We start from the raw sequence: 16,889 nt of genomic DNA on the forward strand, positions 1-16,889 counted from the left end.
TTAATCCGGTGCAAATCAACCATTTACTGGTTGAAAAAAAACGCGCAAAGCCATTACTATTCGGCATTTTGGCCTATCTTTGCAGCCCGAATTAAAATCATCGGGTTTTTTATCATGTTTCAATTATTTATTAAACAATTAAACGCTGATGCACAGGAGTCTTCTGCAGCCGCACAGGGTGAAGAAGCTACAGCGACACCAAAAGCACCTGAGGTTGTGGACAATAGTGCTCACGACGATTTCGACTGGAGTATTGACAAACGTAATGTGGCCACTTACAGCAAGGAAGAGAAAGCAAAGTACGATGCTGTGTACGAAGGCACTTTCAAAGCTGTTACCGACGGAGAACTGGTGAAAGGTCTGGTAGTGGCGCTCACTAAAACTGATGTGGTTATCAACATCGGCTTTAAGAGCGATGGTCTGGTTTCGTTAAACGAATTCCGTGATCTGCCCAACCTGAAAACCGGTGATGAAGTGGAAGTAATGGTTGTAGAGAAAGAAGACCGGGAAGGTCATCTGAACCTCAGCCGTAAACAAGCCCGCATTACCCGCGCCTGGGAAAAAATTGTTGAAGTTCATAAAACTGGTGAGGTTATTACCGGTACTGTTACTTCAAAAACCAAAGGTGGTTTGATCGTAGACGTATTCGGTATGGAAACATTCTTACCGGGTTCACAGATCGACGTTAAGCCTGTAACTGATTACGATCAGTTTGTAGGAAAAACCATGGAGTTCAAAGTAGTGAAGATCAACGAAGCTATCAAGAACGCCGTAGTTTCTCACAAAGCGCTGATCGAAAGCGATATCGAAGCACAACGTGCAGAGATCATGAGCAAACTCGAAAGAGGTCAGGTACTGGAAGGAACCATCAAGAACATCACCGACTTCGGCGCCTTTATGGATCTGGGCGGCTTGGACGGTCTGTTGTATATCACTGATATCAGCTGGGGCCGTATCAGCCATCCCGGCGAAGTGCTGAAGCTGGATCAGAAACTGAAAGTGGTTGTATTAGACTTCGATGATGAGAAAAAACGCATCAGCCTGGGTCTGAAACAACTGACTCCGCATCCATGGGATATTCTGCCAGAGAACATTCACGAAGGTTCTGTTGTGAAAGGTAAAGTGGTGAATATTGAAGATTACGGCGCATTCCTGGAGATCATGCCAGGTGTTGAAGGTCTGGTACACGTAAGTGAAATTACCTGGGCTAACACCCCGATCAATGCGAAAGAATTCTTCAAACTGGGTGATGAGTACGAAGCAAAGATCGTAACGCTTGACAAGGACAATCGCAAAATGAGCTTGTCTATTAAGCAAATGAGCGAAGATCCCTGGAGCACCATCGAAACCAAATTCCCTGAGGGAAGCCGTCATACCGGCCTGGTGAAGAACATCACTCCATACGGTGTGTTTGTTGAACTGGCTCCTGGAATTGGTGGTATGATCCACATCAGCGATCTGAGCTGGCTGAAACGCTTCAACCATCCTTCTGAGTACACTAAAGTTGGTGAGAACATCGACGTAGTGATCCTCGGTATTGATAAAGACAATCGCAAACTGCAACTCGGACACAAACAACTCGAAGAAGATCCCTGGAATGCATTGCAGGGAACATTCGCTGTTGGTTCTTTGCACGAGGGAACAGTTATCCGCAGAGACGACAAAGGCGGTATCGTTCAGTTGCCTTACGGTCTGGAAGGATTTGCGCCTAACCGTCACCTCATGCGTGAAGATGGCAAAAGCATCGGCGCTGATGAAACAACCCAATTTATGGTTATCGAATTCGATCGCAATGAAAAACGCATCGTAGTATCGCATACCCGTATCTGGGAGCAATCTAAGCACGAAGAGAAAGAAGCTCAGAAGAAAGAAGCCCGTGCTGAAGCTGACAAAACCAAGAAAGCAGTTAAGAACATCCAGGGTAAAGTAGAAAAAGCTACTTTAGGTGATCTGGGTGCACTGGCTGAGATCAAAGAAAAATTAAAGCAGGAAGAACAACAAGGCGGTTCTACAGAAACCAAAGAGTAAAACTCACTTTCTGAATGATATAAGCGTCCCGGTTTGATCGGGGCGCTTTTTTTATGTTCATACTTCACCGTTCACTGTTCACAGTTCACAGTTCAAAGTTTAAAGTTCAAAGTTCAAAGTTTTTAGTTATTCAGTTATTCAGTTATTCAGTTATTCAGTTATTCAGTTATTCAGTTATTCAGTTATTCAGTTATTCAGTTATTCAGTATTCGTTTACTAGCAGAAAGAACGCGGAAAGAGCGGGTTGTGAGGTAGAAGCGTTTGCCGTTTCACGTTTGCCGTTTCGCGTTTGCCGTTTTCTGATTCACGTCTCACGTCTCACGTCTCACGTCTCACGTCTCACGTTGATTGCCAATGGTCTATTGCCAATTGTTTATCGGCTCCTTGACGCGGATTATTAGTTAATAAAAAAAAGGTATGCAGGCTTGCATATAAAAAAATGACGTTATATATTTATGCAAGCAATCAATGGTTACACAATCTTGATCCTATCTGCGAAGAATTACACCAACCAACATTCAGCAACGACCTTATAGCTATCGTAATGTATTGAGCTTGAGATTCCTGCATTAAGAAACCAGAAAGAAAGCGTAGTTAACCAAATAATTCGTGCCATATATGAAGAAGTCATACACTTCATTTGTATTCATCTGCATTTTCCTGTTCTTTTACGCACTTCATTGTAGTGCCTAGCAGAGATCCATTATTACAATTTAACCTATTGTCAGCATACATGCGTACAATGATGGCTGTTACTGCAGCTTCGTACAGGCAAGGCCGCAAGCAGTACTGACCCGTCATGTATACAACTTAGTACACAGGTTCATTTGGGTAGTTAACATTCAACGGGATGTTCCGGGTGCCATCGGGATGTCCCGTTTGAGTTTAGGCCAAAAAGTGAGTAGTAAGTAGCTAGTAGCTAGTAGGGAAAGGCAGGTAATGTTGAAAAAATCTGTGATTGTAATGATTTAAATTTAAGCTCCTACTAGCCATTTCCCTAGCCACTCGACTCACTTCAAGAAGTATTTATAAAGTTTCCAATACCGTTTTATTGAATTTCAACAACGAAGATAACTTCCGGTCAGCAGCATCCCATCGCCCTTCATGATGAACATGAGGCGCAGGGATCACTACACATTTCATGCGGGCAGCTTTAGCGGCGATCATTCCGTTGAATGAATCTTCGAAGCAGATACAGGAGGTAGGCGGCACGTTCAGTAACTCTGCACAATTCAAAAACACCTGGGGATGTGGTTTGCCATGAGGGAGATGTTCGGCAGAAGTGATGGCATTCAGGTAAGGTTGAATCTTCAATTTGTCAACGACTGCTTCAATTAACCGCATGGGCGAAGAAGATGCGAGTCCGATCAGGAAATTATTGGCTTTGAAAAACTCCATGATGTATTCTACACCCGGCATGGCAACACCATGTCGTTTGATCTTATCCAATGCAGCCTGTTCAATGCGTTTGGCGGCTTCTTTAGCTTCCTGTTTATCGATGGTGAAATGCGAGAACCAGAAATCAACCCACTCAGGCGTACGCAAACCGGTGGTAAGAATATATTGTTCGTCAGTGAGGGTTACACCGTATTGTTGTAACATTTCTGCACCTGCCTCCTGCCATAGGGGTTCAGAATCTATGAGCAGACCATCCATATCAAAAATTACTGCGGAAAATTTCATGGCCGCAAATTTAGTTTATAGTTTCTGGTTTTTGGTTAATTTCGATACTAATTGGTTGTCAAAACAATGAGCATGAGTTCGTTTAGTGAACGGTTAAGACATTTTAAACTGGTTCGAAAAATACTTTACCCCATTATAGGAATTATTACCTGGCCGGGGCTTGTCATCATTAATAAACTGCGGATCAGAGGCACTGAGCATATTGCCAAACTGCCAAGGAAAAATGTGTTGTTCGTCAGTAATCATCAAACCTATTTTGCTGATGTCATTACTTTCCTGCATATTTTCTGCGCTGTGAAATGGGGTAAAAAGAACAAGCTGGGCATTCCTTATTATTTATTGAATCCGTTTACCAATGTATATTATGTAGCTGCTGAAGAAACCATGCGTGGCAGTTGGATCAGCCGGTTGTTCACCCTGGGCGGCGCGCTCACAGTTAAAAGAACCTGGCGTTCGGCCGGCACCGAAGTACGTAAAGGACTCGATCCTTCAGATACGCGCAAAATTACCCGGGCGCTGGATAACAACTGGGTGATCACGTTTCCACAGGGAACAACAACGCCTTTTGCTCCGGGACGTAAGGGAACTGCGCATATTATAAAACTCACCAAACCTATTGTAGTACCGGTTGTGATCAATGGGTTCTGGCGGGCGTTCAATAAGAAGGGACTGAAGTTTAAAAAAACAGGAACATTGCTTTCAGTAACCTTTAAAGAGCCCCTGCAAATAAATTATGAGGCGCCTACAGAAGAGATCCTGCAACAGGTTATGGATGCTATTGAACAAAGCAAATCCTACATGTTAAAAGGTCCGCATCACAGGAAGAGTTCAATTTGATAATTTGATGATTCGATAATGTGATGATTCCCATTAAAGTCGAAACCTGTTATTAAGTATGAGCGTTTGTTGTTTGTTGTTTGTGGTTTGTGGTTTGTTGTTTCACGTTTGCCGTCTGCCGTTTTCCGTTTTCCGTCTGCCGTTTGCGAATGGGCAAAAAAAAATCCCGCATGAAGCGGGATCGTATTAATGTTAGTTATTTCATAAATAACGCTTTCAGTTCTTTCGCATCATCCGGCTGCATTTTTCCACCCAGGATCAGACGGACCTGTCTTCTGCGCAAGGCGCCTTCAAAAAGTTTTGTTTCTTCTTCTGTTTCGGGTACAAGCGCAGGTACTTTGCGCGGCTTACCATTGGGGTCAAGCGAAACAAAAGTAAAATAGGCTTCGTTGCTTTTGTATTTATACTGGTGCAGGGCGTCTTCACCCCAGACACTCATATGGATCTCCATGGAAGTAGTAAACGCCCGGGAAACCCTGGCATGTATATGTACTGCATTGCCCAGCTTTATAGGATTTTCGAAAGAGATATTATCCACTGATGCAGTTACTACCGGCGTGCCGCAATGTTTCATGGCAGCCAGGGCGGCTGCAATATCCATCCAGTACATTAACCGTCCACCCATCAAATTGCCAAACATATTGGTATCATTGGGTAATACCAATTCGGTCATGGTGACCGATGATTCTTTGGCTGTTTTCGTAAACTGGTCCATGCTGTTTTTTGCGCAAAGATATACAAACGATTGTTAGATGGTTGAAATGTTTAATTGCCATTTAAACAGTGACTTTTTCGAGGCTTTGCAAAAATGCTTCATCAGCATCTGCGCCAATACCGGGGGTTTCGGGCACTTCCAGTAAAAAGCCTTTGTACAACACGCCACCGGTCACCGGATCGGTTGTATGGCCCAGCATACAGGTATCCATATCGTAAAAAACGACGTTATCGTGCGCCAGCGCAAAATGCGCAAAGGCTGTAAGGGCAATGCGGCTTTCCAGCATACCACCCATCATGTTCGGAATTTTATTTTGTTTACATACTTCATGGATCTTCCGCGCTTCCCAGATTCCGCCCGATTTGGAAAATTTAATGTTCACATAATCACAGGCGCCGGCAGCAATGATCCTTTTGGCATCATGATGATCGAAAACGCTTTCATCGGCCATGATCTTGATGGGTGATTGTTTAACCAGTTCGGGTAACCTGTCATCATCCCAATAGCGCATAGGCTGCTCGCAGAATTCAATATCATAAGCAGCTAGTCCGGTCAGTGCAAATACGGCCTCTTCATAACTCCAGCCCTGGTTGGCATCGATGCGTAAACCAATGGCTGGACCAACCGCTTCCCGGATCTGACGCACCCGTTCAATATCATCGGCTGCGTTTTTACCGAGCTTGATCTTGATAATGCGAACGCCGCGTTTGACAAAATCACTGGCTTTGGCGGCCATAGCTTCGGGGGTATCTATACCGATGGTAAGATCGGTTTCCAATGGCTTTTTACTTGTACCGCCCAAATAGCGATAAAGCGGCAGCCCGGCAGCTTTAGCGGCCAGATCGTACAAGGCCATATCGAAGGCGCTTTTGATGGTAGTATTGAACGCCGTGAAGTTATGCAGCTCCTGCAGCCGGTCTTCAATGGCTTCGGCGCTTTTGTTCTTCCAGAGGGCGGCAAAATCTTTAGCCATTTCAAAACAGGTAGCCTGCGTTTCGCCAACGATCATGGGAAATGCGGAGCATTCGCCGACGCCATAGCGGCCGGCATCGGTATGTACCCTGATAAAGATATTCTGGGCATAATGCATGGTTCCGGTGGCAATGGTGAACGGGTGCATCGGAATGCTGAACTTATAGATATCGGTATGTAGGATGGTCATATCGATCACAATATACTAGGTTTGGGGCAGCGGAAAGACAGCAGAAAAAGGCAAAAAGGCTGAACGCTAAACGCTGAACGCTTAACGCAAAAGGCAAAAGGCTGAACGCTAAACGCTGAAACGCTTAACGCGGAACGCTAAAGGCAAAAGGCTGAAGGCGAAAGGCTCAAGGCGAAAGGCTGAAGGCGAAAGGCTAAAGGCAAAAGGCACAGCTGAAATTTCGCGAGCCATTCACCATTCACCATTCACCATTCACCATTGACCATTCACCATTGACCATTGACCATTGACCATTGACCCCGCCTTCGCTATCGCTTCGGACGGGCAAGCATTCACCATTCCCCCGAAACGGGCAATATCCAATAGCAAAATCTTACAACCTAAAACATAGAACTTAGTGACTAAACTGCTTATCTTCGCGCCTAACATTTGTTAGTTCTATGTCGAAAACCGCCGTAGCCGTATCTTTTGAGAATACGGAGAATGCATTTGCTTATAAATCAGATAAAGAGTTAAAAAAAGCCCACTTTCTATTCTCGAGCATGGGGTACCAGATCCTCGTAAAACTGGGTACCCGACTAACCCCCTGGGCCATAAAAGTGGGGCTTCCCATCAAAAATATCATCCGCAATACCATTTTTGAGCAATTTGTTGGAGGAGAAACGCTGGAGGAAACGGCGCCTGTTGCCGCAAAATTGAAGCAATTTAATGTACAGGTGATCCTCGATTACGGGGTTGAAGGAATGGAGGGCGAAGAGAATTTCGATCATGGCTGTGATGAGTTCATTAAAGTGATCAACTATGCAGCCACCCAGCCCAATATTCCGTTCATGAGTGTAAAAATTACTGGCCTTGCCCGGTTTGGCCTGTTGGAAAAACTGGACGCAGCAGCTACCCATAAAAGCGGATTTGAAGGAAAAGTACATACAGAAATTCTGACCGCTGCCGAACAGGCCGAATGGCAACGGGCCGAACAACGCATCACCCGCATTTGCGAAGTAGCCGCTGCCCGGGGCATTGGCGTTTTGATAGATGCCGAGGAAAGCTGGATCCAGGATCCTGTAGATGCCCTCACCATGCAAATGATGGAACGCTTTAACCGGCAAAAACCGGTGATCTATAATACGATCCAGTTATACCGGCACGACCGCCTGCAATTCCTGAAAGACAGTTTTGCTGTTGCCCGCCAGAAAGGTTTTACGCTGGGCGCAAAACTCGTGCGCGGCGCTTATATGGAAAAGGAACGCAAGCGGGCTGCTGCCATGAATTATGCATCGCCTATTCAGCCGAATAAACCGGCTACTGACCGCGATTACAATGCGGCGTTGGAGTTCTGTATCGATTACCTCGATCACATTGCCGTGATCGTGGCTTCCCACAATGAGTACAGCAATTTATATACGACCGAGCTGCTCGACAAAAAAGGTATTCCGCACAATCATCCGCATGTACATTTCTCCCAACTGTATGGCATGAGCGATAACATTACTTTTAACCTGGCAAAAGGTTCATTCCGGGTAAGCAAATATCTGCCTTTCGGTCCCATTAAAGATGTGATCCCGTATCTCATGCGCAGGGCGCAGGAGAATTCATCGGTGTCGGGACAAACCGGACGGGAGCTGGGCCTGATTAAAAAAGAAATAGAACGGAGGAAAGCGATTGCTGATTTCTGATTTCCTGATTTCTGATTTTGAGATTTGTCTAAATCTTAGGCTAATAATAAATCCCGAAATCCCAAAATCTCGAAATCCCGAAATCCCGAAATCCCAAAATCTCGAAATCCCGAAATCAGAAATCCGATTCTATTTAAGTGTATCATTGAACAACTTAACCATTCTTTCCCACGCGAGTTTGGCGGCTGCCGCATTGTAACGCGTAGGGGCGGTATCGTTATTGAACGCGTGGTTCACCCCTTCGTACATATACAGCTCGTATTTAGTGCCCGCTTTTTTAAGCGCTTCTTCATAGGCCGCAATACCTGCATTGATCCGTTCATCCAGTCCGGCATAATGCAATTGTACCGTCGCTTTTATTTTAGGAACATCTGCTGCATCGGGTTGACGGCCATAGAAAGCCACAGCTGCTTTCAGATCGGGCACATGCACCGCTAACTGGTTGGCCATAGCGCCACCCCAGCAAAAGCCGACACAGCCGGCTTTGAAGTTGCTTTCCTCCCGCGATTTCAGGTAATCAAACGCCTTGGCGAAATTGTTTATCGTTTTGGGCATATCCAGTTTGCCGATCATATTACGGGCTTCGTCTTCATTGGCCGGCGTGCCACCCTGGGGCGACAAACCATCAGGCGCCAGGGCCAGGAAACCAGCTAATGCTACGCGGCGGGTAACATCTTCTATATGCGGGTTTAAACCGCGGTTTTCATGAATGACCACCACGCAGCCGAATTTTTCATTGCCTTTTGGTTTGGCCACATAACCTTTCATAGTACAATCATCGCCGGGATATGTAATGCGCTCTGTAATGATCCGATCGTCCTGCACCGGCACCGTTTGTGCATGGGCATAATTCACTTCCAGCATAGGCAATACAGCCAGCGCCGCTGCCAGGCTGCCGGTTATCTTGGTAAGCCGGCGAAGGAACTCATCGCGGGAAAGTGGTACGTGTGTGTACTCGTCAAACAGATTGATTATTTCCTGGTTCATAAAATTGGCTTGAATGTGAAGTGCTTTCCTAAAGATAATGATTTAGGAACTGGGCAGGTTCCATGAAGATATTTTTAATATATGGGCTGGTCAGTTTCGAATCTTTGGAAATGCGTTTAACGCTTTTAGCCCGAAACGACACACTTATCGGGTAAAACTGCACGGTTATTAAAAAAAAACGAAAAAGATCATAATATTTATAGTTTTACTGTATGGAATCGCTCGTATAAGCGACATATCAGTGACCGCCAACCTAAACCCTAGTATGAAAAAGTTCTTAACCTTTTGTTTATTACTAATTTGTACCATTTCTTCCAGTAAACTCGTTGCCCGTCCTTTTAGTATGTCAGGTGTTTATCCGGTAGGTCCTGCCGGAACCTACCCTACAATAACTGCTGCCGTAAATGCATTAAGGGCGGCTTCGGTAAGCGGGGCTGTCATTCTGGAATTACAGGCTGGTTATAAAAGCACCGGAGAATTGTTTCCTTTAACTTTTCACGGAATACAAAATGTTGATGCCTCCAGAACCATTACTATCCGGCCGGCAGCAGGCGCGGCCAATCTGGTCATTACCAGTGGTAATGATATTGCAACCGTAGACCTTAACAATGCACGGTATATCCATTTCGATGGCCGGCCTGGCGGAATGGGTACTGCAAGGCAGTTATCAATTATCAATACCTATGGCACTGCTGTCCGGTTCATTAACGGCGCTTCTGACAATGGTTTTCATTACGTGCAAATCCAAAGCAGCAGAACATCAGGAGAAGCGAAACCTATTGTACATTTTTCCACTTCCGTTCAGGCGATCACCACCGGCAATAATAATAACATCATTCAGAATAGTGCTATTTCCGGTAACGGCTCGCTGTTTGCCGGTATTTATTCACTGGGAACAATTGCTAAAAAGAACAGCAGCAACAAACTGTTGAACAATTTAATTTTCAATTATGGATCTAATGGGGTGCGGTTGGAGGAGAATAGTGACGCATGGGAGATTTCAGGGAACAGTTTTTACCATACAACCGGCAGTATTTCCCGGAATGTAGGCATATACGTAAATGATACCACTTCCTCGGCGTTTGTGATCACCGATAATTTTATTGGCGGGTCTGCTGCTAATTGCGGCGGTGCTCCCAGGGATTATTATACTTCCTACTCAGGCATCCAGTTGAGTACCGGCACCAGCAGCTATACAAGTATACAGAATAATACAATTGCTAACGTCCGCTTTGGTGCGGCTTCATTTGGCGACTATTTTGCCGGCATCTACCTCATGAACGGCAAATTTAAATGCGGAGATATAGCCGGTAATATAATAGGAAGTCAATCTACAACGGGTAACATAACCATAGCTGCGCGCGACAGCCATATTGAAGCGTTCGGTATTGTTACAGGCACTGGATATGATAAAGACAGTGGCATTGATACCTGTTATATAAGAAATAATAAGATAGGCGGTTTTTATGGTGGTGTGAGTAACACTACTGTTTATCCGCCGGAACTCGTGATCAGTGGCATCTATATGCGTTATCAAAAGAAGGGATATGCAGAACTGGTGAATAATACTGTCGGGAGCCCTTCTTTATACAATAGCATCTCTATCAATTCGAAAATAACAACACAACATATTTATGGCATACGTTGTGAGAATTATGATGTATTGCCTTCTTCAGCCTTTGACATTATCAGTAATAACCTCATCGCTAATTTGAGTGGCAATACCACCGGCATATATGTAGATGAATTAAAGGCGCTGTTAATGAACAATACCATCAGACATATATACGACACCTTGAGCGCCTATGCCATGTCTGTGACTACCGGAGGAATTGATGTGCGCTCGCTGGCCGGTAATTCAGTTGTGTCGGGGAACACGATCCATTCATTGTCGACGGTAGGTTCCGGAACCATCAGCCAGTTCGGTATTCGCGCCAATCGTTGCGAGCATGCCGTTATTACAAAGAATTTCATCCACAGCCTGCAATGCAGCGGTTCTTCGAGCACTATTTGCGGATTGCAGATGGATGCCGGTTATAAAATGCACATCACTAATAATATGGTGCGGCTGGGCGTTGATGCCGATGGCAGGTTACTGTCGGGTGACCATGTTATAAAAGGAATTGTATTGCAGCCTATGGAAACGCTGATCAGCCATAACTCGGTTTGGCTGGGTGGTACCGGTGATCGTCACTCGGCGGCGTTGGAGCTGTTGCCCACCAGTACAATGAGAAGCAGGATCCGGAACAATATTTTTGTGAATACCCGGTCTGCCAACGGGTCGCTGGATAACTATCATTATGCCATCAATGCACTCAGTGCCGGCATCGATGAGAATGAGATCAATTACAACATTTATTACGTTTCAGGAAAAAAGGGATTACTCGGTTATTATCCTGTATACGATTTTACGAAAGAGTATAATTATTTTTCCACTTTGATGGAGTGGCGTAAACGTACACATGTCGACAGCAACTCCATATTCTACAATCCTAATTTTGTCAATGCTACCGGTAATGCCGCATCTGTAGATCTTCACCTTGCCAATGGAACGCCGGCAGAAGGGCAGGGAGTGCTGGATAATGATATTCCGGAGGACATAGATAATGAATCGCGTACGGCCTTTAGTGCAACAGATATCGGGGCAGACGCCGGTAATTATACCTACCAGGACGGAGACGCACCTGTTTTAACACACGGCTCGTTCCTGGGGCAACCGGTCAATTCTTCCTTTGTATACACGGTTAAAATAACCGACAATGGGGCTGGTGTTGATACCAGCGGTAATAATAAGCCACGCATGTGGTTCAGAAAGAAATTTCCGGCTGAAAGCGCCTGGGCAAGTATTCCCGGCTACCTGGTATCGGGCCAGCTTCATGCAGGCGTATGGGGCTTTCATCCTGATTTTGCAGGCGCAGGCGTGCCTGTGCAAGTAGGAGATTCTTTGGAATATTATTTCGTGGCACAGGATAAAGGACCTGTGGCGAATGTTGGCTTTTCAAATGTCACAGGAACAGCACATGCAAATGTACTGGCACAAACGTCAGCACCGGTAACTCCTTTAAAGCTGTTGATCTATGGCATCTTTCCCGATACCGTGTATGTTGGGGCCGCACAACAATATCCATCCCTTTCCAACGACGGCGGATTTTTTCAAGCTTCAAAAACAAACCTGTTCGATACCACGGCTGCGAGCTTAACAGTGGTCATCACCTCTGACCTGGTTGAGAACGGTGTGCATGAGTATACTAATTTAAACAATTCAGGTGCTGTTATCAGGATCATCACAAATACCGCTGTGGAGAAGATCATCAGGAACCAGTCAGAGAATACACGATATCTCATCACTTTACGTAAGGCAAGGAACGTAACCATTGACGGTAGTGTGAACGGAAGCGGGCGATACCTGCATTTCATCAGCGGAAAGGCAGTCCCTGTAAATACCCTGCCGGTAATACTTATTGCCGAAGGATCAGGCATAAGTATCAAAAATTGTGTTTTCGAAACAAATGGCACCAGCACCTGGGGCGAGGCCATGAGAATAGATCCCAATACAACCAGGTTGTTGATCGAAGGAAATAAATTTACAAATATCGAAAGCAGCAATACGGCAGTAGCCGGGTTACCAGGTTCTGCCATCTATTTATCGATTGGCAGCACCGATTCGGTGGTGATCAGGCAAAATGAGATAACGAATTTTGGTACCGGCGGCATTTTTGTTTTTCAATCAGGCTTACATGCAGGCGGCAGGGTTATAATCGATGGAAACCATTTTTATCATAATTCAGCCATAAAAGCGGTTAAAGGCCGGACTGTCATCAGTATCAATACAAGTATAAATTGCGAAGTGCGTAATAATTATATCGGAGGTTCGGCGCCTTATTGTGGAGGCGCTCCATGGCAGTTTACGGGATGGACATCAACCACCGATTACTCTTCCTTTAGGGGCATTGTAGTAGATGGCGGAAACGGATCATCTATCCAGGGAAATACCATTCAGAACATCAGGTTTATTGATTGGGGTTTTTCATTCAGGGGAATAGTAACTGCAGGAAGCTCGAAAATTGGTACAGAAAAAGGAAATCTCATTGGCAGTCTGACAAACGATTCCAGTATTTATAATAAAGATAATGTTATCGCCATAAGCGGACAGGGATCGATGCTGCACGTCGAGAATAATATCATAGCAGGCATTACTGCCGGATATGCAGTAGGTATTGAAGCACAAGGCACTCACGGTGTGATCAGGAAGAACCTGGTTGTCAACTTTAAAACAACACAGCGGTTGGCAACAGCTGGTTATGCAGGTATGAAGCTGGGCGTTCATAATGGCGTTATTGAAGATAATACGATCAAACAATTGATACATGTTTCTGAAACGGATGGCAGTAATTTATATGGACTAGACGTAAGTCCGATGATCCAAAACAGTCAGTTGTTGATACAGCGCAACAGGATAGCGGATTTACAAACCCGCTACACAGGAAGTACACCACAAAAGCTGTGGGGCATCAGGATCGGGGATGGAAATTTCAGCCTGCACAATAACCAACTCAATCTTACAGGTGGCCATATACCTGCTCAGGTTGATATAGTAGGAATTGGGTTGGAAACCCAGAACCTGGCCATAGCCAAAGGAAAAGTCTATTACAATACCGTAAGGCTGGCAGGGACCACCTTATCAAATGGCAACTCTTACGCCCTGCTGATAGCAAACGGAACCCCGGCTTACCATGTCAGAAATAACATTTTGTATAATGAAAGGACTGGCGGCACCGGAAAACATCTGGCATTGGCTGATATGAATGCGGTAGCGAATCCTGCCTGGCAGGCCGGCGCTATCAATTATAACCTGTATGTTACGAGTGACCCTGCTTTTGTTTGCCAATACCGTACAACCGGTTTTGTCAATCTGGATCAATGGCGTGCATTATCACAAGGCGATAACGCTTCCTATGCCGTGCGGGTGGCGGATGTTCCGGTTGATTCGCTGTTTGTCGCTGTTGCGGATAATGATCTTAACATACTTACAACCAGTCAACGGTCATGGTATGTAAATGGTAAAGGCATGCCGGTTGATTCGGTGAGTGGTGATTTTGAGATGGCTGCCGGCGTGCGGTCAACAACTGCTGCCGGAGGAGCCACCGATATAGGCAGCGACGAATTTGACACCAATACGATGCCGATGCCGCTGCTCGTAAAAGGCGATCATGTGCCGGGCGGCAGGGAGCAGCTTATTGTAAATGGCAGAACCGTTGCTGCCATTCATTGGGGAACAACGGGAATTTTACCAGATCTGGGCGAGGCCGCCTTTTACAGCGGGGTTTGGCCGAATGATACAACAAACAATGGTGCTGTTTATCATGCCGGTTATCTGAACGGGTACTGGCATATACCTGCAACAGGCGGAAGTAATTATACTTACAGCATTACATTCTATTATGATTCTTCCATGCTCGGCAAAGTAACCGATCCGGCAAATATGGTCATTAATAAACGGCAACCAGGCGTACCCGGAAGCTGGGAGGTAATTCAGCCGACGGTTGTAGATCTGGAAGAGCGATCGATCAGTGTTACGGATCAAACTTCCTTTTCAGAGTTCACGGCTACTGATGTGGCCGCTACACTGAGATCGGGGGTTCTTTCACCGGATGTCCTGATCGTTAACCAGGCTGTTGATCAACCGGCTTCATCGACCGGTTCAACGATCACCGCAGCATTTACCGAATTTAATCAGGGGCAGGCATCAGCCGGAATACATAAAATACTTTTCTATTTGTCGCCTGATGACATGGTAACGCCGGATCGAAATGGTGATCTGTTACTTGGTGAACTGGAGGTGAATGGTGGTGTTGCTGTCAATACCGCTACCGGTCCGTTGCATAAGAAGCTGGTTATTCCGTGTTCGGTTATTCCTGGTAATTACAATTTACTCTTTGTAGCAGATGGCGCCAGCCAGTTAAAGGAAATGAATGAGAAGAACAATGTCGTAAGCGTTCCCGTGACGATCGCTGCTGGTGTTACGCTTCCGGCAAAACCGGTGATCACTGCCTCGCCGGCACCAGTTGTGTGTGCACCAGGTATCGTTACACTTTCCGCCAATAACGCCGACTGCAATGGCTGTACGTATAGCTGGAGCAATGGGGCAACCGGTAACACCTTATCGGTACCGGGCTCTGGTACCTATACCGTTACTGCTACCAATGTTTGTGGAGCGGCTAGTGCAAGCCAGGTAGTAACCATAAAACCAACGCCCACTGTCCTGGTAACTGCCGCAGCTACTCATATTTGCTCTGGTGATGCCGTGACGCTGATGGCCAATGGGGCGGGAACCTATAACTGGACCGGCGCAGGGTTGAACGCCACTACGGGTTCTGTTGTGAAAGTAACGCCATGGGATAATGGAACCGCTGTGTACACAGTAACCGGAACCAGTGACGGATGTTCTGCTTCTGCAACAGTTAGCGTAAACATTTCTTCTACTGTAACGCCGTCCCTTCAGATAAGCGCATCAGAATGCCTTTCAGGAACGGTCAATTTTCAAGCAACAGCGGTTAATGCCGGTTCCAATCCCTTTTATCAATGGATGGTCAATAATGTTAATTACGGTGGAGGGCCGGAAATTACAGTAGACAATATAAGCAACAGTACAAAGGTTTACTGTGAACTTACGTCTGGCAACTATTGTGCAAATCCCCGAACGGTAAATGCAACGGTAACCGTTTCCTGTTCACCGACGGCTGTTCCGGATATCGACGGTATGGAAAGTTATTCACTAGGCCCTAATCCTTCCCGTGGCTTGTTCGAAATGAAGATGACATTTAACCGGTTAAAGCAGGTGCGTATCACCATAATTGATGTGAATGGAAAAGTGGTATATCGGGGCGTACCTTTCAATGTATCGGGCACTGTATCAAAGCAGATCGATCTCAGGCATTTGGGAACTGGTTTATATTATTTGCAGGTGATGGCAGACAAGGACTATTTTACCGATAAACTCCTGTTGGTTCGATGAATCCTAAACCCGGCCCTAATGGTTTGCAAGGTCCCGCCTGCGGCGGGACTTTGTTTTCGGGGCCTGATCATATAACTGTTCTTACATAATTTTTTGGGGAACGGCCGCGACTTATTACCTTCGTTCACAGTCCGGACTGCTAGCTCAGTTGGTTTAGAGCATTACTTTGACAGAGTAGGGGTCACTGGTTCGAGTCCAGTGCAGTCCACACAAAAGGGCCTCCCGCTGGTTAGCGCGAGGCTTTTCAATTTTATAGCTATTTGTTGCCGTACGTCACATAACACCTCCCATTTTGTCATTTTTACCCCTTACTTCATTTCGTAACCCGTTGTATGTTTGCGTTAGTAAATGATATTTATCAAATCCTAAAGAAAATAAATTATGAGCACCACCAAAAAAGTTGACGAATTTGTAAGCAAATTAAAACATCCGCTCAAAGCAGAAATGGAAGCTGTGATCAAGATCATCCGCGAAGCGAGTGCTGATCTCGAAGAAGATGTAAAATGGGGTGGCCCCAGCTTTGACTATAAGGAGCCTATGGCGACTTTTAATCCGAGATTGACTGAGTATGTGGCTGTCATTTTTCACAAAGGAGAATTGATAAACGATACAACGGGTTTGCTGGAGCCCGGTCCTAAAGGTAAAGCCTATGCCAAATTCCGCTCCATGGATGAGGTAAAGAAGAATAAAGCCAACCTGCAAAAAGTAGTTAAAACGTGGATAAAAGTAATGAACGCTCAATAAAACGCTATTTCGCATTGTGGTTCTTAAAAAACTTCCCCGGGCATG

General features: G+C 45.5%; 9 protein-coding genes and 1 tRNA gene. 6 read left to right on the forward strand and 4 right to left on the reverse strand.

Annotated features, from left to right (window positions below):
• Positions 1-114 precede the first annotated feature (114 nt).
• On the forward strand, positions 115-2,028 hold the full coding sequence (rpsA, locus tag JUB15_RS14525) for a 30S ribosomal protein S1 (protein WP_207513218.1): 1,914 nt from the start codon (positions 115-117) through the stop codon (positions 2,026-2,028).
• Positions 2,029-3,054: 1,026 nt separating this feature from the next.
• On the opposite strand, the gene hxpB is transcribed toward rpsA, so the two are convergent.
• Entirely contained in the window at positions 3,055-3,711 is a 657-nt protein-coding gene (gene hxpB, locus JUB15_RS14530) for a hexitol phosphatase HxpB (RefSeq protein ID WP_207513219.1), read from the reverse strand.
• A 72-nt stretch (positions 3,712-3,783) separates the two neighbouring features.
• On the opposite strand from hxpB, the gene JUB15_RS14535 reads away from it, so the two are divergent.
• Positions 3,784-4,548 carry a lysophospholipid acyltransferase family protein gene (locus JUB15_RS14535; protein ID WP_207513220.1) on the forward strand — a complete coding sequence of 255 codons (765 nt, stop codon included), beginning with the start codon at positions 3,784-3,786 and terminating at the stop codon, positions 4,546-4,548.
• Positions 4,549-4,744: 196 nt separating this feature from the next.
• Here JUB15_RS14535 and JUB15_RS14540 read toward each other — a convergent pair whose 3' ends face one another.
• Together JUB15_RS14540 and JUB15_RS14545 are read right to left on the reverse strand one after the other, a co-directional pair.
• Positions 4,745-5,263, reverse strand: a complete 519-nt coding sequence (locus JUB15_RS14540) for an acyl-CoA thioesterase (protein ID WP_207513221.1) — start codon at positions 5,261-5,263, stop codon at positions 4,745-4,747.
• A gap of 61 nt (positions 5,264-5,324) precedes the next feature.
• Positions 5,325-6,425, reverse strand: coding sequence for a mandelate racemase/muconate lactonizing enzyme family protein (locus tag JUB15_RS14545; protein WP_207513222.1), 1,101 nt, complete (start codon positions 6,423-6,425; stop codon positions 5,325-5,327).
• Positions 6,426-6,865: 440 nt separating this feature from the next.
• On the opposite strand from JUB15_RS14545, the gene JUB15_RS14550 reads away from it, so the two are divergent.
• On the forward strand, positions 6,866-8,098 hold the full coding sequence (locus JUB15_RS14550) for a proline dehydrogenase family protein (protein WP_207513223.1): 1,233 nt from the start codon (positions 6,866-6,868) through the stop codon (positions 8,096-8,098).
• Between the two features lie 129 nt (positions 8,099-8,227).
• Here the strand turns inward: JUB15_RS14550 and JUB15_RS14555 are convergent, their stop codons facing one another.
• On the reverse strand, positions 8,228-9,085 hold the full coding sequence (locus tag JUB15_RS14555; RefSeq protein WP_207513224.1) for a dienelactone hydrolase family protein: 858 nt from the start codon (positions 9,083-9,085) through the stop codon (positions 8,228-8,230).
• A gap of 265 nt (positions 9,086-9,350) precedes the next feature.
• Between JUB15_RS14555 and JUB15_RS14560 the strand changes: the two genes are divergently transcribed.
• From JUB15_RS14560 to JUB15_RS14570, 3 genes are all read left to right on the forward strand, one after another.
• Positions 9,351-16,100, forward strand: a complete 6,750-nt coding sequence (locus JUB15_RS14560; RefSeq protein WP_207513225.1) for a T9SS type A sorting domain-containing protein — start codon at positions 9,351-9,353, stop codon at positions 16,098-16,100.
• A gap of 133 nt (positions 16,101-16,233) precedes the next feature.
• A tRNA-Val gene (locus tag JUB15_RS14565) sits at positions 16,234-16,308 on the forward strand.
• 173 nt (positions 16,309-16,481) lie between these two features.
• Positions 16,482-16,844: a DUF1801 domain-containing protein gene (locus JUB15_RS14570; RefSeq protein ID WP_207513226.1), complete on the forward strand. Its 363-nt coding sequence runs from the start codon at positions 16,482-16,484 to the stop codon at positions 16,842-16,844.
• Positions 16,845-16,889: the final 45 nt, after the last annotated feature.

Origin of the sequence: Longitalea luteola (genome assembly GCF_017356035.1) — a bacterium.
GTDB classification, from domain to species: domain Bacteria; phylum Bacteroidota; class Bacteroidia; order Chitinophagales; family Chitinophagaceae; genus Niastella; species Niastella luteola.